General features: G+C 69.0%; 17 protein-coding genes and 1 pseudogene. 7 read left to right on the forward strand and 11 right to left on the reverse strand.

Annotated features, from left to right (window positions below; all coding sequences use genetic code 11):
• Window positions 1-16: 16 nt before the first annotated feature.
• From H623_RS0109755 to H623_RS0109775, 5 genes are read right to left on the reverse strand one after another with little or no spacing between them, the layout of a single operon-like run.
• Window positions 17-886: a hypothetical protein gene (locus H623_RS0109755; RefSeq protein WP_022900755.1), complete on the reverse strand. Its 870-nt coding sequence runs from the start codon at window positions 884-886 to the stop codon at window positions 17-19.
• Between the two features lie 19 nt (window positions 887-905).
• Window positions 906-1,904, reverse strand: coding sequence for a 23S rRNA (guanosine(2251)-2'-O)-methyltransferase RlmB (gene rlmB, locus H623_RS0109760; RefSeq protein ID WP_022900756.1), 999 nt, complete (start codon window positions 1,902-1,904; stop codon window positions 906-908).
• Complete coding sequence (gene cysS, locus H623_RS0109765) at window positions 1,894-3,330, reverse strand: cysteine--tRNA ligase (RefSeq protein ID WP_022900757.1); 1,437 nt, start codon at window positions 3,328-3,330, stop codon at window positions 1,894-1,896. Before cysS ends, rlmB begins: the two co-directional genes overlap by 11 nt.
• A gap of 14 nt (window positions 3,331-3,344) precedes the next feature.
• Window positions 3,345-4,505, reverse strand: a complete 1,161-nt coding sequence (gene ispD / locus H623_RS0109770; protein WP_022900758.1) for a 2-C-methyl-D-erythritol 4-phosphate cytidylyltransferase — start codon at window positions 4,503-4,505, stop codon at window positions 3,345-3,347.
• Between the two features lie 35 nt (window positions 4,506-4,540).
• A complete protein-coding gene (locus H623_RS0109775) occupies window positions 4,541-5,023 on the reverse strand; it encodes a CarD family transcriptional regulator (protein WP_022900759.1) in 483 nt (160 codons plus the stop codon).
• A 162-nt stretch (window positions 5,024-5,185) separates the two neighbouring features.
• Here H623_RS0109775 and H623_RS19050 point away from each other — a divergent pair, with 162 nt between their 5' ends.
• On the forward strand, window positions 5,186-5,650 hold the full coding sequence (locus H623_RS19050) for a hypothetical protein (RefSeq protein WP_022900760.1): 465 nt from the start codon (window positions 5,186-5,188) through the stop codon (window positions 5,648-5,650).
• Window positions 5,651-5,677: 27 nt separating this feature from the next.
• On the opposite strand, the gene H623_RS0109785 is transcribed toward H623_RS19050, so the two are convergent.
• Window positions 5,678-6,361 carry a response regulator transcription factor gene (locus H623_RS0109785; protein WP_022900761.1) on the reverse strand — a complete coding sequence of 228 codons (684 nt, stop codon included), beginning with the start codon at window positions 6,359-6,361 and terminating at the stop codon, window positions 5,678-5,680.
• Window positions 6,358-7,572, reverse strand: a complete 1,215-nt coding sequence (locus tag H623_RS19055) for a sensor histidine kinase (protein WP_022900762.1) — start codon at window positions 7,570-7,572, stop codon at window positions 6,358-6,360. Before H623_RS19055 ends, H623_RS0109785 begins: the two co-directional genes overlap by 4 nt.
• Window positions 7,573-7,722: 150 nt before the next feature.
• Here H623_RS19055 and phoU point away from each other — a divergent pair, with 150 nt between their 5' ends.
• Both phoU and H623_RS0109800 read left to right on the forward strand, forming a co-directional pair.
• Window positions 7,723-8,373 carry a phosphate signaling complex protein PhoU gene (gene phoU, locus H623_RS0109795; protein ID WP_022900763.1) on the forward strand — a complete coding sequence of 217 codons (651 nt, stop codon included), beginning with the start codon at window positions 7,723-7,725 and terminating at the stop codon, window positions 8,371-8,373.
• 77 nt (window positions 8,374-8,450) lie between these two features.
• Window positions 8,451-9,635: an acyl-CoA dehydrogenase family protein gene (locus H623_RS0109800; protein WP_022900764.1), complete on the forward strand. Its 1,185-nt coding sequence runs from the start codon at window positions 8,451-8,453 to the stop codon at window positions 9,633-9,635.
• 94 nt (window positions 9,636-9,729) lie between these two features.
• Here the strand turns inward: H623_RS0109800 and H623_RS0109805 are convergent, their stop codons facing one another.
• The 4 genes and pseudogenes from H623_RS0109805 to H623_RS0109825 all read right to left on the reverse strand — a co-directional run bounded on the left by H623_RS0109805 (window position 9,730) and on the right by H623_RS0109825 (window position 12,829).
• Window positions 9,730-10,482 (reverse strand): phosphoglyceromutase, encoded by a 753-nt coding sequence (locus H623_RS0109805; RefSeq protein WP_022900765.1) that lies wholly within the window; start codon window positions 10,480-10,482, stop codon window positions 9,730-9,732.
• A gap of 52 nt (window positions 10,483-10,534) precedes the next feature.
• A complete protein-coding gene (gene ygfZ, locus H623_RS0109810) occupies window positions 10,535-11,704 on the reverse strand; it encodes a CAF17-like 4Fe-4S cluster assembly/insertion protein YgfZ (protein ID WP_026940185.1) in 1,170 nt (389 codons plus the stop codon).
• Window positions 11,705-11,772: 68 nt separating this feature from the next.
• Window positions 11,773-12,366, reverse strand: a pseudogene (locus tag H623_RS19060) (nitrobindin family protein); the annotation flags it as partial.
• Between the two features lie 136 nt (window positions 12,367-12,502).
• Entirely contained in the window at window positions 12,503-12,829 is a 327-nt protein-coding gene (locus tag H623_RS0109825) for a hypothetical protein (protein ID WP_169514912.1), read from the reverse strand.
• Window positions 12,830-12,956: 127 nt separating this feature from the next.
• On the opposite strand from H623_RS0109825, the gene H623_RS0109830 reads away from it, so the two are divergent.
• The 4 genes from H623_RS0109830 to H623_RS0109845 are packed head-to-tail and all read left to right on the forward strand — an operon-like array spanning window position 12,957 to window position 17,816.
• On the forward strand, window positions 12,957-13,631 hold the full coding sequence (locus tag H623_RS0109830) for a winged helix-turn-helix transcriptional regulator (protein ID WP_022900770.1): 675 nt from the start codon (window positions 12,957-12,959) through the stop codon (window positions 13,629-13,631).
• A gap of 9 nt (window positions 13,632-13,640) precedes the next feature.
• Entirely contained in the window at window positions 13,641-14,660 is a 1,020-nt protein-coding gene (locus H623_RS0109835) for a GNAT family N-acetyltransferase (protein ID WP_026940186.1), read from the forward strand.
• 34 nt (window positions 14,661-14,694) lie between these two features.
• A complete protein-coding gene (locus H623_RS0109840) occupies window positions 14,695-16,875 on the forward strand; it encodes an RNA degradosome polyphosphate kinase (protein WP_022900772.1) in 2,181 nt (726 codons plus the stop codon).
• Entirely contained in the window at window positions 16,872-17,816 is a 945-nt protein-coding gene (locus H623_RS0109845) for an NUDIX hydrolase (protein ID WP_022900773.1), read from the forward strand. Before H623_RS0109840 ends, H623_RS0109845 begins: the two co-directional genes overlap by 4 nt.
• Window positions 17,817-17,850: the final 34 nt, after the last annotated feature.

Here is a 17,850-nt window from a genome sequence, read left to right on the forward strand (position 1 = left end):
GCGAGAAGGCCGGCGATCAGCCCGCCGACGGCATCGCCTCCCAGCTGATGGTGCCGTCCTGTCCCCAGGTCACGGTGACGGTCACGGGTCGGCCGTCGAGGTCGCGCACCGCGTCCTTCGTCAGGGACAGGCCGTGCCGCGCGATGCCGGCCGCTGTCGCGCACGTCTCCGCGACACGGGCGTTCGACGCCACGGCGACGAGGCAGTACTGTCCGTCGAGCCGCTGCGCGGCGTAGATCGACGCGCTCTGCTGCATCATCACGCTGCCGGCGATGAGGTGGAACGATGTCGGCTCGAACCCGTCGGTGATCGCGGGCGCCAGATCGTCCACGCGTGGGTCGGAGGCGAAGTACCCCTCGATCTCCGGCTCGATCAGCGGATGCCAGCCGGCGGACGGCTTTCCGGACGGCAGAGCTTGCGCACCCGCGTCCGGATCGTCCGCGGACAAGCTCGACGGCGCGCCGACGGGCGAGGTCCCGGGTGCATCAGCGCCGAACAGGCCCGCGTTCGTGACGGCGAGCGTCACCGCGACGCCCAGCGCGAATGCGCCGACGAGGGCTCCGGCACGAGCCAGACGCCGACGAGAGGAACGCCTGTGCACCCGGCTGAGACGAACATCCGGGTCGAACGGATCGTCGGCGGACTCGTCGGAGAGGGCTGACTCGTCGGAGAGGGCCGGTTCGCGACGAGTACCCGGATCGTCCAGATCCTCCGGCTCGTCGGAACCCGCGTCAGCGGCGTGAACGCGGTCGTACTCCCTCAGCGCCCACTCACTGTCGCTCATGCGCACGGTGCGGCCCGTGAGGGGATCTCGACGATCGCGCGGCTCCTCCTGCGCGCCTTCCCGGGAGAAGACGCGCTCCAGAAGCCGCTGCCGTTCGTCCATCAGAGATCGCAGCCGCCGATCAGCGGGAGTCGCCCTCGGCCCGCCGCTTGGCGATCTCGTACAGCGTCACACTCGCCGCGATCCCCGCGTTCAGGGACTCCGTCGCGGCGCTGATCGGGATCGAGACGATGGCGTCGCAGGTCTCGCGCACGAGCCGCGAGAGGCCCTTTCCTTCGCTGCCGACGACGACGACGACGCCTTCGCGCGCCAGGTCGAGCGAGTGCAGCGACACGTCGCCGCCGCCGTCAAGGCCGAGCACGAACAGGCCGCGCTTCTTGAGTCCCTTGAGCGTCTGCGTGAGATTCGCCGCCATCGCCACCGGCACGCGCGCTGCGGCGCCCGCGGAGGTCTTCCAGGCAGAGGCGGTGACTCCGACGGACCGGCGCTGCGGCACGATGACCGTCTGACCACCGAACGCGGCAGTGGAGCGGATGATCGCACCCAGATTGCGGGGATCGGTCACGCCGTCGAGTGCCACGAACAGCGCGGTCTGGCCTCGCTTCTGCACGGTGTCGAGCACGTCGTTCGCGTGCGCGTACTCGTACGGCGGCACCTTCAGCGCGACGCCCTGGTGCACGACGTCGCGGCCGGCCAGGCGGTCCAGCTCGGGTCGCATGACCTCGAGGACCGGAATGCTTCGCTTCGTCGCGGTGCTGAGGATCTCGCGCACACGGTCGTCGACCTCGATGCGGCTGGCGACGTAGAGGGTCGTCGCCGGGATGCGCGCCCGCAACGCCTCGAGCACCGAGTTGCGTCCGGTCACGATCTCCGAGTCGTCGGGCGTCGCGCGCCGCGACGCGGATCCGCCCGCGGTGTTCGACCGCTGCCCGCGATTCGCCGCCTTGGCGGCCGAACGCTCCGCGAGCTCCTTGCGTTTGGCCGCCGCGTGGTACGGCCGGTCCTCGGCCTTCGGCGTCGGCCCCTTGCCCTCCAGCGACTTGCGGCCGTGACCGCCGGTGCCCTTGGTGGGGCCCTTCTTCTGCTTGCGCACGGCTCCCGCGCGCGGCTTATTCGCCATCGATACTCCAATGCGCACCCGTCGGGGTGTCCTCGATCGTGATGCCCGCGGAGGCGAGCTCGGTGCGGATGCGGTCGGCAACCGCGAAATCGCGCGATTCCCGTGCGGCCTGACGATCCGCGAGCAGTCTGCCCAGCAAGGCGTCGAGCGCGGCCCGGGCGGAGGCATCCGTTCGTACCTGCCACTGCGGCGCGAGCGGGTTGATTCCGAGCACCTCCGTCATCGCCTCGACCTGCCCGCGTGCGGTCGCGGCCGACGAGAGGTCTTCGTTGTCAAGAGCCTGGTTGCCGGCGCGCACGGTGTCGTGCAGAACAGCGAGCGCCTGCGGGACGCCGAAGTCGTCGTCCATCGCCTCCGCGAATTCCGCTGGAATCGTTTCCGCGCCGCTCGAGGCGAACCGCGTGCCGGCCAGTCGCCGGTCGACGCGTTCGAGGAATCCCGAGATGCGTTCGAGCGCGGCCTCGGCCTCGGCGAGCGAGCTCTCGGTGAAGTCGATGGTGGAGCGGTAGTGGGCGGAACCGAGGTAGTAGCGCACCACCAGCGGGCGAGCCGCGCCGAGCAGATCGGCGGCGTACACCGAGTTGCCGAGAGACTTCGACATCTTCTGCCCCGAGACGTTGACCAGACCGTTGTGCACCCAGTACCCGGCGAACGCGTCGCCCGCCGCGCTCGACTGCGCGAGCTCGTTCTCGTGGTGCGGGAACCGGAGGTCGAGGCCGCCGCCGTGGATGTCGAATGCCGTGCCGAGATAGCGCGACGACATCGCGGAGCACTCGATGTGCCAGCCCGGCCGCCCGTCACCCCACGGGCTCGCCCAGGATGCCGACTCCGGCTCGTCCGCCTTGCGTCCCTTCCAGAGTGCGAAGTCGCGCGGGTCCCGCTTGGCTCGCGGGTCCGCATCCGCCGCCGCCTCCATCGCGTCGATGCTCTGCTTGGTCAACTCGCCGTAGGACGGCCAGCTGCGCACGTCGAAGTACACGTCGCCGGATCCGTCGTCGGTCGCGTAGGCGTGCCCGGCGTCGATCAACCGCGCGATCAACTCCTGCATCTGCGGGATGTTCGCGGTCGCCCGAGGCTCATACGTCGGAGGCTGTATGCCGAGTGCGGCATACGAGTCGGTGAACTCGCGCTCGTAGCGGTAGGCGAGCGCCCACCACTGTTCCGTGCTGCCCGTCGCCTGCGCCGCCGCCGCGTTCAGCAAGACCTTGTCGTCGATGTCGGTGACGTTGCGCACCAGCGTGACGTCGAACCCGCGATAGTTGAACCAGCGGCGGATCTGGTCGTACACCAGGGCGGAGCGAAGATGCCCGATGTGCGGCGACGATTGCACGGTGGGACCGCAGACGTAGATGCCGACCCGGCCGTCGATGAGCGGAACGAAGTCGCGCAGGCGCGCGGCGTGCGTGTCGTACAGTCGGATTCCCACCCCCCTAGCCTAGGTCAGGGTCGCTGGACGACCATCGCCGTCGCGATCGCCGTCACACCCTCGCCGCGGCCCGTGAAGCCGAGCCCGTCGGTCGTGGTGGCGGTCACCGAGACGGGCGCGCCCAGGATGCCCGACAAGACCGTCTGCGCTTCCTCGCGACGAGCAGAGAACCGTGGCCTCGTGCCGACCAGTTGCACGCTCACGTTGCCGATCGCCCAGCCCGCATCCGCGAGCAGGTCGCGTGTGGCCGTGAGAAAGACCTCGCCGTGCGCGCCGGCGAAGCGCGGATCGGCCGTGCCGAATCGCGAGCCGATGTCGCCGAGGCCGGCGGCGGACAGCAGTGCGTCCACCATGGCGTGGGCGACGGCGTCTCCATCGCTGTGCCCTGCCAGCGGCGTTTCACCCGGCCAGGGCAGGCCGGCCAGCCAGAGGTCGCCTTCGCCGCCGAATGCGTGGGTGTCGGTGCCGAGCCCGATGCGCGGAAGAACGGTGGGTGAGCCCAGGAGCTGTTCCGCCCTCCGCAGATCGGCCGGGGTCGTGACCTTGAAGGCGAGTGCGTCACCGTCGACGACCCGCACGGGATGCCCGATGGCCGCGACCAGGGACGCGTCGTCTGTCGCCTCGCGGGTCGCCGCACGGTAGGCGGCCTCCAGCACCCGTGCGGGGAACCCCTGCGGCGTCTGCACGGCGACCAGCTCGGAACGGTCGACGGTGCCGGTGACGAAACCCGCGGCATCCGCACGCTTGACGGTGTCGCTGACCGGGAGTCCGGGGACCACGCCCTCGCCCGTCGCGTCGACCGCGGCGAGCACGGCGTCGAACTGAGCGCTGGGCGTGAACGCGCGTGCCGCATCGTGCACCAGCACGACCTCGACGCAGGGCGGGAGCACCCCGAGGCCGGCGGCCACGGAGGCCTGACGCGACTCTCCGCCCGGCACCACGGACGATGCGGGTACCAGGCCCCCGATCAGCGCCCTCGTCTGCTCGACACGATCCCCGGGCACGACGGCGACCACCATCGCCGCCTCGTGCATTCCGGCCACGGCATGGACCGCGTGCTCGAGCAGAGTGGCTCCGGCCAGCGACACGAAGGCCTTCGGCAGGCCAGCACCCAGACGCATGCCGGAACCGGCCGCGACGACGACGACCGCCACGCGGGGAGACGATGCGCTCATGCAGACGAGCGTAGTGCCCGCGCTGTCACGCGGAACTACGAGGCGAGAACCTCGTCGAGCACGACGGATGCCTGCTCCTCGTCGGTCTTCTCGGCGAGAGCGAGCTCGGAGATGAGGATCTGGCGCGCTTTGGCCAGCATGCGCTTCTCACCGGCCGAAAGGCCGCGATCCTGGTCACGACGCCACAGGTCGCGAACGACCTCGGAGACCTTGATCACGTCGCCCGACGCCAGCTTCTCGAGGTTCGCCTTGTAACGGCGCGACCAGTTCGTGGGCTCCTCGGTGAACTCCGCACGAAGCACCTCGAAGACGCGGTCCAGGCCCTCTTTGCCGATCACGTCGCGCACACCGACCAGGTCGACATTCTCGGCTGGGACCTCGATGGTGAGATCGCCCTGAGTGACGTTGAGCTTGAGATAGACCTTCTCTTCGCCCTTGATGACTCTCTTCTTCACCTCGGTGATTGTTGCGGCACCGTGATGGGGGTAAACGACAGTCTCGCCGACCTCGAAAAGCATAGATGGAAGTCCCTTCAGCAGCGTCTAGTTTACCACAGCACCTGTCTGCTATCCTCTGCCGCCGCCGGGCGGAGCCCCGTGCATGCGCTAGGCTCGAAGGGCACTGCGGGGTGTTCAGCACCGGCCGATCGGCCTACCCGCACGCTACTTGGAGGACATGAAGTGAAGACGCGTGTCGCGGCATCCATGGCTCTCGCGCTGGGGTTGGCCCTTGGCATGTCGGGATGCACGCTGCTGACCCCGCAGGACACCCTGCACATGCAGGAGACCAGCAACGGTGTCGGTGGCTCGGTGGGCCACATCGACGTGCGGAACGCGGTCATCATCTCCAACAGCAAGGGTTCCGTCGGCAATCTCGTCGTCACGCTCGTGAACAACGACGACAAGGCGCACTACGTCTCGATCGTGCACGGCTCCACGACCAAGTCGGTCGGCATCCCCGCTCTCGGCGTGAAGAAGCTCGGCTCCGACGAGGGCAAGCGCGTGCAGTTCGCTCCTCTGGGTGCGAAGCCCGGCTCGCTGACCAACGTGTACTTCACCTACTCGGGTGCCACGGGAACGCAGCTTCAGGTGCCGGTGCTGAAGTCCACGTTCCCCGGCTTCGAGGGTTACGCGCCGGGCAAGTAGCCGTTCGGCACGCTTCGCCCGTCTCGCTCAGCTCGCTTCGAAGCGGTAGCCGAGCCCGCGCACGGTCACCAGCATTCGCGGATCCGACGGGTCCTGCTCGATGCGAGAGCGGATGCGCTTGACGTGCACGTCGAGCGTCTTCGTGTCGCCGAAGTAGTCGCTCCCCCACACCCGGTCGATGATCTGCCCCCGCGTGAGGACACGTCCCGCGTTGCGCATGAGCAGCTCCAGCAACTCGAATTCCCGCAGCGGCATGGGTGTCTCGATCCCGGAGACGGTCAGCGTGTGGCGGTCGACGTCCATGCGCACGATGCCAGCCTCGAGCACGCCGTCGTCGAGCGGGGCGTCCTCGCTCCTCCGGCGCAGGACGGCCCGGATGCGCGCGAGCAGCTCCCTGGTCGAGTACGGCTTGGTCACGTAGTCGTCCGCCCCCAGTTCCAGGCCCACCACGATGTCGACCTCGGAGTCCTTCGCGGTCAGCATGATGATCGCCACCTGCGATCGCGTTCGCAACTGGCGGCAGACCTCGGTACCCGGCATCCCCGGCAGCATGAGGTCGAGCAGCACCAGGTCGGCTCCCTCGTTGTCGAAGGCGGCGAGCGCGGCGGGACCATCGCCGGCCACTGTCACCTCGTAGCCCTCGCGTCTCAGCAGGAAGGCGAGCGGCTCGCTCAGGGCCTCCTCGTCTTCCACGAGCAGGATGCGGGTCATGTCGTCGGTTCTCCTTGTCGGGCGGGCGCCGGCACGGCTGCGGCGTCGGGCAGCGGCGCGACGTCGGTGAGCTGTTCGGCTTCGGGGAGCTGTTCGGCTTCGGGGAGCAGGATCGTGAACGTCGACCCCTTTCCGGGCAGCGACCAGACACGCACCTCTCCCCCGTGGTTCTGCACGGCGTGCTTCACGATCGCCAGGCCGAGACCAGTGCCGCCGGTGGCACGCGACCGTGCCTGGTCGACCCGGTAGAAGCGCTCGAAGACACGGTCGAGATCTTCCGCGGGGATGCCTGCGCCCTGGTCGGTGACGGTGATCTCCACGATCCCGTCATGGCGGCGAACACCGATGCCGACCCGGGAGCGGTCGGGTGAATACTGCACGGCATTGGCGACCAGGTTGTGGACCGCGGTGGTGAGCAGCTTCTCGTCGCCGTGCACGACGGCATCCACGTGCCCTCCCGTGGCCAACTCGATGCCGCGGGAACGGGCGACGACCCGGTTCTGATCGACCGCGGAACTCACTACGTGGCCAATGTCCACGCGCTCGGCATGCGGCACGATGTCGGCGGCCTGCAAGCGTGAGAGATCGATGATGTCCTGGGTGAGCCGGGCCAGACGGCCGGCCTCGGCGGTCAGCCGCGATGCGAAATGGCGAACCTGGTCCTCGTCGTCCGGCGCGCTCTGCAGAGCGTCGGCGAGCACGCTGATGGCGCCGATCGGAGTCTTCAGTTCATGGCTGATGTTCGCCACGAAGTCGCGACGCACCTCCTCGAGGCGCACGGCCTCGGTGCGATCGTCGGCCAGCAGCAGAACGTAGCGCGAGCCCAGACGGGCGACGCGCACGCTCAGCTGCACCGTGGCATCCCCGAGCGTGCTGCGCGCCAGCTCGAGTTCGCGCTCGAGGGGCTCGCCGGTGCGGCGCACCTCGTCCACCAGCTCGACGAGCTGTGCCTGGCTGAGCACGGCGTTCCAGACGAGCCCGAGCGTGTAGGCACCGGCCGAGGCTCGCACGACATTGTTGCTCGGATCGACGACGACACCGGCCGTGGTGAGCGTCTCGAGCACCTGGTCGACCCCGTCGGGGACGGTCGGGTCGACGATCTCCGCGGCACGGCGGCTGCGGGAGGCGGCCGCGAAGAGCAGACCGACGAACCCTGCCCCGACCACGAGGCCGAGTGCCAGAGACAGCAGCACCAACCAGGTGGAGTCCATGCCGTCAGGCTACCTGTGCGCCGTGTGCGTTCCGCACGGAACGGATGCCCGCCGCCGCCTCGTCGCCGAACGTTCCTGCGCACGACACCCCGCGTTAACCTGGCACGATGACCATGGCCGTGCACGACCTTCGACGACGGGACCCGATGAATGCGTGATGTGTTCCAGCATGAGCTGCGCGAGGTGCAGGACCGCCTCGTCGAGATCGCCGAACTCGTGGTGACCTCGATCCGCAACGCGACTGCGGCGTTCGGCGACTCCGACGTGTCGCTCGCCGAGATCGTGATCCAGAACGACGCGAAGATCGACGCGCTGACGGTGGTGCTCGACGAGCTGTCCATCCAGATTCTGGCCAGGCAGAACCCGGTCGCCCGCGACCTGCGCATCGTCGTGAGCGCGCTGCGCATCAGCGCGTCGTTGGAGCGCATGGGCGACATGGCGGAGCACATCGCCCAGCTGGCTCGCTACCGCTTTCCCGACAAGGTGGTGCCGAAGAGCCTGCGCGGAACGTTCGCCGAGATGGGCAGGCTCGACGTGGACATCGCGGAGCGCCTCGTCGATCTGCTGCGCACGCAGGATCCGCGGATGGCCGACGAGATCCGCAACCAGGACGACGAGATCGACGAGCTGCACATCAGCGTGTTCGAGAAGGTGCTCGGCGAGACGTGGAAGGGCGAGGCCGTCGACACGGTGGATGCCACGCTCGCGTCCCGCTACCACGAGCGCTTCGCCGACCACGCGGTGTCGATCGCCAAGAAGGTGCAGTACCTGGTCACCGGAGACTGGGTGCAGGACCAGTAGCCCGGACGCCTCCCGCGGACGCCTCCCGCGGAAAGCCTCCGGCAGAAAGCACAGCCGGCATCCAGCAGAATTGCTCCATGCCCGACTACGACGTCACGACCCCGCTGGACACCGACTACTACGAGGTGTTCGCCGACATCGCCGCCGAGGACCGCGCGTTCTGGGAGCGCGCACGCCAGTTCTCCCTCGAGTCCCAGGACGAGCTCGTTGAGGCCTGGGACCGCGCCGACTATCCGCTGCACCTCGTGAGCCGCCTCGGCGAGCTCGACCTGCTCACCGACGGTGTCGCCGGCGAGGGGCTCACGCCGATGTCACCGCTGGCGGCCGGTCTGGTGAACATGGAGATCTCGCGCGGAGACGGGTCGATGGGCACCGTCGTCGCGGTGCAGGGCGGCCTCGTGCTGCGCAGCATCGCGCTGCATGGCAGCGAGGAGCAGAAGGCGAAGTGGCTGGTGCCGCTGGCCCGTGCACAGAAGCTCGGCGCGTTCGCGCTGACCGAGCCCGACCACGGATCGGACTCGACCTCGCTGGAGACGACCGCGCGGCGCACGCCGAACGGCTGGGTGATCAACGGCGAGAAGAAGTGGATCGGCAACGGCTCGGTCGGCGACGTCACGGTGGTCTGGGCGCGCGACGACGAGGGCAAGGTGCGCGGATTCCTGGTGCCGCAGGACGCGCCGGGCTACGACGCTGAGACGATGACCGGGAAGGCGTCGCTGCGTGCCATCTTCCAGGCGCGCATCAGGCTGAGGGACGTCGAGGTCCCGCACGACGCGGTGCTGCCCGGTGCGAACTCGTTCCGCGACACGTCGACGGTTCTGCACGCGACGCGTGCCGCTGTCGCCTGGTCGGCGCTCGGGCACGCGACCGCCGCGTTCGAGGCCGCACTGAGCTACGCGACGCAGCGCATCCAGTTCGGCAAGCCGATCGCGTCGTTCCAGCTCGTGCAGGAGCGACTGGCCGAGATGCTCGCGCAGCTGACCTCGATGCAGCTCTATTGCCGCCGGGTCGCCGAACTGGATGCCGCGGGCCGGCTCACGCCGACGCAGGCGTCGCTCACGAAGTACCACTGCACGCGGACCGCACGGAAGGTGGCGTCCACCGCACGAGACCTGCTGGGAGGCAACGGCATCCTGGTGGAGAACCGCGTGATCACGCACCTGGCGGACATCGAGGCGATCCACACGTACGAGGGGACCGAGAGCATCCAGGCGCTGCTGATCGGACGCGACCTCACCGGGGTCTCGGCACTCGCGCGCTGAGCGCCCCTCGACTCGCTCCGCTCGCTCGGCTCACTCGGCTCACTCGGCTCACTCAGGGAGCAGGATCCGCTCGGGGAGCGGAACGAGTCACGGGCTACTTGGCGCCCTGCGCCGCCACCGCAGCGGCTCCGGCCGCCGCCGCCTCCGGGTCCAGGTACTCGCCGGCGCCGACCGGCATGAAGTCCTCGTCGAGGCGGTAGACGAGCGGAATGCCGGTCGGAATGTTCAGGCCCGCGATGTCGTCGTCGCTGATGCCCTCCAGGTGCTTCACGAGTGCGCGCAGCGAGTTGCCGTGCGCCGTGGCCAGCACGGTGCTGCCGGCGGCCAGGTCGGGCACGATGTCCGAGCGCCAGTACGGCAGCATGCGGGCGATGACGTCTTTGAGGCACTCGGTGCGAGGCATCTCGGAGTCGGTGAGACCGGCGTAGCGCGGGTCGCCCACCTGCGACCACTCGGCGTCATCTGCGAGTGCGGGCGGCGGCACATCGAACGAGCGACGCCAGAGCATGAACTGCTCCTCGCCGTACTTCTCTTTGGTCTCCGCCTTGTCCAGGCCCTGCAGCGCTCCGTAATGGCGCTCGTTGAGCCGCCACGAGCGGCGCACCGGAATCCAGAGACGGTCGGCCTTCTCGAGCGCCAGGTTCGCAGTCTGAATGGCGCGCGAGAGCACCGAGGTGTGCAGCACGTCGGGCAGCAGGCCCTGGGATGCCAGCAGCTCGCCCGCGCGCGCCGCCTCCGTTCGCCCCTTCTCGCTGAGTCGCACGTCGACCCAGCCGGTGAAGAGGTTCTTCTGGTTCCACTCGCTCTCGCCGTGGCGCAGCAAAATAAGGGTGTAGGGGGCAGGCATGCCTCCAGCCTACCGATCGCGGCGAGGCTCGCCGTTCCCCAGTGGGCCGCTCTCAGTGCGCCGTGGAGTTGCGTGGCTCTCGTGTGACGGCGCCGAGTCTCGGGATGCGTGGCACGTTCGCCTCGGCTCCGGCGTCGGGCGGCACTATCGTCTCCTGGGCGGCGGCGACGAGCGCGTCGCCGGAGCGCACGAGCAGGTCGGCGACGGGATCGGTGGTGCGCTTGACGACGGCGAGCGCGACAGGTCCGAGCTCGTGGTGCACGGCTGCCGTCGTGACGCGCCCGACCACGGTGTCTCCAGCCAGCACCTCGTCGCCCGCAGCGACCAGCACGTTCTGCGAGCCGTCGAGGTGCAGGAACACGATCCGGCGCGGCGGGTGGCCGAGGTTGTGCACCTTGGCCACGGTCTCCTGTCCGCGGTAGCAGCCCTTGTTCAGGTGTACGGCGGTGCGCAGCCAGTCGAGCTCGTGCGGCACCGTGCGGTCGTCCGTCTCTGCGGCGAGCCGCGGGCGCCACGCGGCCACCCGGAGCGCCTCGGCCGCGAGGGTGCCCGCGGCGGCGATCTCACCCGAGGCGACGCGGCGGGTCAGCGCGTCCAACGATGCCCGCGGCACGAGCGTCTCGACCCAGTCGTAGTGCGCGCCGGGATGCTCGTGATCCGGTCTGGCGTACTGGTGTCCGCCGGTGACGACCCCGGCCCACCCGTCTCGCCAGACCAGCGGGACACCGTTCGTCGTCGCGGCGAGGGAGGCGACGGCATCCGGAAGCCCGAAGGAACCGATCGTGGCGAACTCGGCGGTGCGGTCCGCGGGCTCGACGCGCAGCATGAACCGCATCTTCTGCAGGAAGTCGAGAAGCGGCCCGGCGTCGGTGCGCTCGACGAGCAGCCAGGCGGTCTCGCCGTCGTCGACGACGTGCAGCGCGTGCTCGACGTGCCCTGCGGGGTCGAGGAGCAGCGCCTCGGCGACGTCGCCCCGTCCCATCGAACGCAGCGTCTGGGTCGACATGGAATCGAGCCAGGTGAGGCGATCCGTGCCCGTCACCGAGATGACTCCGCGCGTGGAGAGGTCGACGATCGCGCGACCCGATTCGAGCGCACGCTGCTCCGTCAGCGGACTGCCGTAGTGGGCCGCCACGTCCTGATCGGCGGCGTCGGTCGAGGCATCGACCGCGATGGCTCCGGGCAAGGAGAGGAACGGCGTCGGAGGCAGGGCATTGCTCATGATCGTCATTCTCCTTCGGACTCGGCGCCGGAGACGACGTCGAGGTCGACGTCAGGGTCACCCTGCAGGTCGACTCGGGCGAGACGTGCCGACGCATGAGTACGCAGATCCTGTCCCAATGCGGCGATGTCCCACGCCCAGAGCAGATGCGACTCGACGAGGCCGTAGAGCCGGGTGGCCGCTGAATAGTCCTTGGCACCCGAGGTGCGCAGCACGGCGTCCGTCGCCAGGTCGATGCGCGGACCCTTCACCTGACCGAGGTAGAGCTCGCTGATGCCGTCGGGATGCAGGATCTGCACTTCGATCTCGAAGGCGTCGTTCGCGCTCCGCAGCGTCTCCACCGACTGCGCCGTGCCGAACGGGCGCACATCGGCGCCCGGGAGCAGACCGGGCCCCGCGTCTTCGGGCAGCAGGGTGCGGCTGAGCCGCCAGTAACCGAGCTCGGTGGCCAGTGGCGTCTGCTCGGCGTCGAGCAGCCAGGTCGTCGAGCTGTAGGCCAGAGCGGGAAGTCCGCCGTGCTCGAACGTGACGCGCTGCCCGAACTCGCGCTGCACGTGCTCCTCACCGATCGTGTAGTCGAGCACGCCGGTGCCCTCCCACGACCCGATGAGCCAGGAGAGCGGTACGAGTTCCGCGGGGAGCCCGTGCGGAATCGTGATCAGCGCTGGCCCCGGAAGAGGTTGTAGACGACCAGCACGGAGACGCCGGCGATCGCGAGGACGGCCAGCGACAGAAGCCCGACGAAGACGAGCTCGAGGGTGACAAGCATGGGCCCAGTCTAGTGGCGCGCTCGCGCGATCACGCGTGCAGCAGCGCCAGGATCCCGGTGGCGACCACGAGGATCACGAACGAGCCCGCCACGCTCGAGCCGAACCGGATGACGAAACCGCGCTTGACCTGGGTGGCCAGCTGCACACCCATCGCCACCAGAAGGCTGCCGGCCATCGCGATGCCGAGCCAGCCCAGATATCCCGCATCGTTCGCGAACACCCCGATGAGCACGGCGGCGACGATCGTCACGACCCACACGGAGACGATCGACGTCCACCGCATGGCCGCCGTCAATGCCTGCGGACTCGCGGAAGGCGGGTCCACGGGAGGCGGAGTCGGTGTCTCGGAGGTCACCCGGCCATTCTCTCCCGGCGCGGCCGTCAGTTCCAACGAGCACCGGCGAACCCGGGGAAAGGCGAACGCGACCGAAATCCGCGCCACAGTAGGATCTAGGTACTCTGCGAAGCGGGCGGGAGGTCGCGTGGCTCACATTCTGGTGCTCACGCCCACGCCCTCGGCTGAAGTGCTGCCCGCCCTGAGCCTGCTGGCGCACCAGGTGCACCAGATCCCCTCGGATGCCTCGGCCCTCGCCCACGCTCCGGCCTGCGACGTCGTGGTCGTGGATGCCCGTCACGATCTGGCCGGCGCCCGCTCGCTCTGTCGGCTGCTGACGTCCGCCGGCGACGCGACCCCCGTCATCCTGGCGCTCACCGAAGGCGGCCTCGCCGCGGTGAACGGCGAGTGGGGCGTCGCCGACGTCATCCTGGCCGGCGCGGGACCGGCGGAGACGGATGCCCGCCTGCGACTCGTGCTCGATCGCACCTCGCACGATTCCGGCCAGACGAAGATCCAGGCGTCAGGAGTGACCATCGACGAGGCGAGCTACTCGGCGAAGGTGCACGGACGAGCGTTGGACCTCACGTTCAAGGAGTTCGAGCTGCTGAAGTTCTTCGCGACGAACCCGGCTCGGGTCTTCACGAGGGAGCAGCTGCTCAGCGAGGTGTGGGGCTACGACTACTTCGGAGGCACGCGCACCGTGGACGTGCACGTGCGACGGCTGCGGGCGAAGCTCGGCGAATCGGAGTCGCTGATCGGCACGGTGCGCAACGTGGGTTACCGCTTCAATGTGCTCGAGGACGAAGACGGGGAAGAGTGATCGGAAGCAGTGAGCAGTAGCAGTGAGCGGCGCATGCCCGGCCGCCTGAGCCTCACTCCGGTCCTTCCCGATGCGGTCGGCGAGGTGCTCGCCGTGGCCGACGCAGCGCGGGACGCCGACGGGACCGACCCGCTCAACGAGCAGGCGAGGTTCGACCTGGAGTCCGGCCGCCGCAGCCCCTGGCTGGCGAGGATCGACGGAGCGCCCGCGGCGGCGGCGGTCGCCGGCGGCGGCGAGCTGGACCTAGTCGTGGTGCCGTCGGCGCGACGCCAGGGCGTGGCGACCGCCGTGCTCGAGCGGCTCCTGCCAGGACTCGAGCCGGACGTGTCGGCCTGGTCGCACGGCGATCATCCCGCGGCGGCCGCGCTCGCGTCCCGCTTCGGCTTCGAACGGGTGCGCACGCTGCTGCGGCTGCAGCTACCCCGGTTGGATCGGTTCCGGCAGGCGGCACCGGCCAACGGCGAGACCGAACACGACGGGGACGAGAACGGCGGAGTCGAGAACGGCGGGAACGAGAACTACGGGAACGAGAACGGCGGCAACGAGAACGGCGGCAACAAGTACGGCGGCACAGGCATCCGCATCACTGCGTTCGATCCCGAGAACGATGCCGCCGACTGGCTCGCCCTGAACGCCCGGGCGTTCGCCTCGCACCCCGAGCAGGGACGGGTGAGCGCGGCCGACCTCGCCGAGCGGGAGGCGGAGCCGTGGTTCGACCCAGGCGATTTCTTGGTGGCGCGCACGAGCGACGGCCTGCTCGGCTACCACTGGATGAAGCTCGAGCCCGGAAGCGACGAGGGCGAGGTCTACGTGCTCGGCGTCGATCCGGACGCCTCCCGCCGCGGCCTCGGACGGCGTCTCTTGACGGCGGGTCTGCATCGCATGGCCGAACGCGGGCGCACGCGCGCCGCCCTGTATGTGGAGGGCGACAACGCACCGGCCCTCGCGCTCTACCGCAGCGTCGGGTTCGTCGACGACGCGATCGACGTGCAGTACCGGCGCTCGGCGGTGACCGCGCGAAGCCTGTGACCGCACGTACTCTTCCGGGTGCCATGATGAGTGGATGGACGGCGAGAACACGGTGATCGGCACCGGGCTGAGCCCGGAATTCGACGATGACTTCGAGCAGCCCTGGAATCCGGAGTTCGATCCGACGCTGCCGGCCGACCGCTACCTGGACCGCGAACTGAGTTGGCTGGCGTTCAACCAGCGCGTGCTCGAGCTCGCCGAGGACCCGCTCGTGCCGGCGTTGGAGCGCGCCAATTTCCTGGCCATCTTCGCGACGAACCTCGACGAGTTCTTCATGGTGCGGGTGGCCGGTCTCAAGCGACGCATCCTCACCGGCCTGGCGGTACCGACCAACGTCGGCCGCGGCCCGGCGGACGTGCTGGCCGACATCAGTGACAAGGCGCACGAGTTGCAGGTGCGCCACGCCGCCGCGTATCACGGCCTCGTGGCGCCCGCGCTCGACGCCGCCGGCATCTCGATCGTCACGTGGGACAGCCTGGATGCCGCCGACCACGACCACCTGCGCACCGCGTTCCAGCAGCGCATCTTCCCCGTGTTGACGCCGTTGGCCGTCGACCCGGCGCATCCGTTCCCCTATATCTCCGGTCTGTCGCTCAACCTCGCGGTGCGCGTGCGCGACCCGCGCTCGGGCAAGGAGCAGTTCGCCCGCCTCAAGGTGCCGCAGATGCTGCCCCGCTTCGTGCGCATCGATCAGCGCGAGAACCCGGCCCGGCTGCGCTACATCCTGCTCGAAGACCTGATCGCCAACCATCTCGGCGACCTCTTTCCCGGCATGGATGTCATCGAGCACCACGTGTTCCGCGTCACGCGCAACGAAGACGTCGAGATCGACGAGGACGAGACCGAGAACCTGCTCCAGGCGCTCGAGCGCGAGCTGCTCCGTCGACGGTTCGGGCCGCCGATCCGGCTCGAGGTGTCGGAGGACATGGACGAGATCACGCTCGGCCTCCTCGTGCGCGAACTCGACATCACCGAGCAGGAGGTCTACCGGCTCCCCTCTCCGCTCGACCTCGGCGGCATGTTCGAGCTGTACAAGATCGATCGTCCCGACCTACGCTACCCGAACCACGTGCCCACCACGCCCGTGCAGCTGATGCCTCGCGAGCCGAACGCCAAGCCGGATGTCTTCGCCTCCATCGCGCGCGGCCCCATTCTCGTCCACCACCCGTACGAATCCTTCGCCACGAGCGTGCAGGCCTTCCTGGAGCAGGCCGCCCGCGATCCCCACGTGCTCGCGATCAAGCAGACGCTGTATCGCACGAGCGGCGACAGCCCGATCGTCGAGGCGCTGATCGACGCGGCGGAGCGCGGCAAGCAGGTGCTCGCGCTGGTGGAGATCAAGGCACGGTTCGACGAGCAGGCCAACATCGAGTGGGCGCGCAAGCTCGAGAAGGCCGGCGTGCACGTCGTCTACGGCCTGGTCGGTCTCAAGACCCACTGCAAGCTCGCGCTCGTCATCCGCGAAGAGGGCGGAACGCTGCGCAACTACAGCCACATCGGCACCGGCAACTACAACCCGAAGACGTCGCGCATCTACGAGGACCTCGGCCTGTTCACGTGCGACGACCAGGTGGGCAAAGACCTCACCCGCCTGTTCAACGAGCTCTCCGGCTACGCCATCGAGAAGAAGTTCAAGCGGCTGCTGGTGGCGCCGTTGCACCTGCGCAAGGGCCTGCTCAAGGCGATCGAGAACGAACGCGCGAACGCGGAGGCCGGCCGGGCGAGCGGCATCCGCATCAAGGTGAACTCCATCGTCGACGAGGCCATCATCGACGCGCTCTATCGTGCGAGCCGGGCCGGAGTGCCGATCGACCTGTGGGTTCGAGGTATCTGCGGGCTGAAGGCCGGGCAGGAGGACTACAGCGCGAACATCAGGGTGCGTTCCATTCTCGGCCGTTACCTCGAGCACTCGCGCATCTTCTCGTTCCTGAACGACGGGGACCCGCAGGTCTACATCGGCAGCGCCGACATGATGCACCGCAACCTCGACCGGCGCGTGGAGGCCCTCGTACGCCTGACCGACCCGGCGCACATTGCCGAGCTCGACGACCTCTTCGACCGGGCGATGGACGACCGCACGTCATCGTGGTGGCTCGACTCGCAGGGCGACTGGGTGCGGCACAGTCTCGACGAGGATGGAAAGCCACTCGACGACCTGCAGAATAGGCTCATGCAGGTGATCTCGCATCGGTCGCGCGCGGGGAGCCGCCGGTGACCGACACGGTCATCTATGCGGGAGGCGCGGTCTGCTGGCGCCTGATCGACGACGTGCCGAACATCCTGGTCGTGCACCGCGCGAAGTACGGCGACGTCACGCTGCCGAAGGGCAAGGTCGACCCGGGCGAAACCATTCCGCAGGCGGCGCAGCGCGAGGTGCTCGAAGAGACCGGGCTGAAGGTGACGCTCGGCGTGCCACTCGGCGTCACGAACTACGTCATCTCGAGCGGACGCGAGAAGTTCGTGCACTACTGGGCCGCCGAGGTCACCGAGAAGGCCATGCACGCCTCCACGTTCGTGCCGAACGACGAGATCGCCGCCATCGAGTGGGTGCCTCTCAAGCGCGCGCGCAAATATCTCAGTTACGAGCGCGACGTCGAGATCATCGACCAGTGGGCGGCGCTGTTCCGCGAGGGCGTCACGCGGACCTTCGCCCTGATCGTGCTCCGGCACGCCAAGGCGATGTCCCGGTCGGGCTGGGACGGCAAGGATGCCCGCCGACCGCTCACGAAGACCGGCGTGCGCCAGGCCGCGAGCAACGTTCCCACGATCGCCGCGTGGCATCCGAAACGCATCGTCACTTCTCCCGCCGTGCGCTGCGTCGCCACCGTCGCTCCGCTCGCGGCAGCGTACGGGATCACGCCGAAGCGCGCCGACGCGCTCTCTCAGGAACAGTGGGAGACCGGAACGGCGACCACGGGCATCCGCGAGGCGATCGGCAAGCGGGTGCGCGTGCGGAAGACCGCGGTGCTGTGCAGCCACGGCCCCGTTCTGCCCGACATGCTGCGCGAGATCGCACTCGCGACCGGCACGGCCATGGGCAGCTACATCAGGGACGCGGCCGCCCTCGAGGTCGGCGAGTACTCGGTGGTGCACCTCTCGTCGACGAATCCCGCCTCGGGGATCATCGCGATCGAGACGCACAGCCCGCGCATCTGAGGCAACCGGGCGGATCCTGTGGCGCAACCCGTCG

Source organism: Humibacter albus DSM 18994, from assembly GCF_000421825.1.
Taxonomy (GTDB): Bacteria; Actinomycetota; Actinomycetes; order Actinomycetales; family Microbacteriaceae; genus Humibacter; species Humibacter albus.

What these genes read in the sequence shown, in the direction of transcription:
- H623_RS0109755 (WP_022900755.1), bottom strand. Translation starts at nt 886, where the DNA reads ATGGACGAACGGCAGCGGCTTCTGGAGCGCGTCTTCTCCCGGGAAGGC.
- rlmB (WP_022900756.1), bottom strand. Translation starts at nt 1,904, where the DNA reads ATGGCGAATAAGCCGCGCGCGGGAGCCGTGCGCAAGCAGAAGAAGGGC.
- ispD (WP_022900758.1), bottom strand. Translation starts at nt 4,505, where the DNA reads ATGAGCGCATCGTCTCCCCGCGTGGCGGTCGTCGTCGTCGCGGCCGGT.
- H623_RS0109775 (WP_022900759.1), bottom strand. Translation starts at nt 5,023, where the DNA reads ATGCTTTTCGAGGTCGGCGAGACTGTCGTTTACCCCCATCACGGTGCC.
- H623_RS0109785 (WP_022900761.1), bottom strand. Translation starts at nt 6,361, where the DNA reads ATGACCCGCATCCTGCTCGTGGAAGACGAGGAGGCCCTGAGCGAGCCG.
- H623_RS19055 (WP_022900762.1), bottom strand. Translation starts at nt 7,572, where the DNA reads ATGGACTCCACCTGGTTGGTGCTGCTGTCTCTGGCACTCGGCCTCGTG.
- phoU (WP_022900763.1), top strand. Translation starts at nt 7,723, where the DNA reads ATGCGTGATGTGTTCCAGCATGAGCTGCGCGAGGTGCAGGACCGCCTC.
- H623_RS0109800 (WP_022900764.1), top strand. Translation starts at nt 8,451, where the DNA reads ATGCCCGACTACGACGTCACGACCCCGCTGGACACCGACTACTACGAG.
- H623_RS0109805 (WP_022900765.1), bottom strand. Translation starts at nt 10,482, where the DNA reads ATGCCTGCCCCCTACACCCTTATTTTGCTGCGCCACGGCGAGAGCGAG.
- ygfZ (WP_026940185.1), bottom strand. Translation starts at nt 11,704, where the DNA reads ATGAGCAATGCCCTGCCTCCGACGCCGTTCCTCTCCTTGCCCGGAGCC.
- H623_RS0109840 (WP_022900772.1), top strand. Translation starts at nt 14,695, where the DNA reads ATGGACGGCGAGAACACGGTGATCGGCACCGGGCTGAGCCCGGAATTC.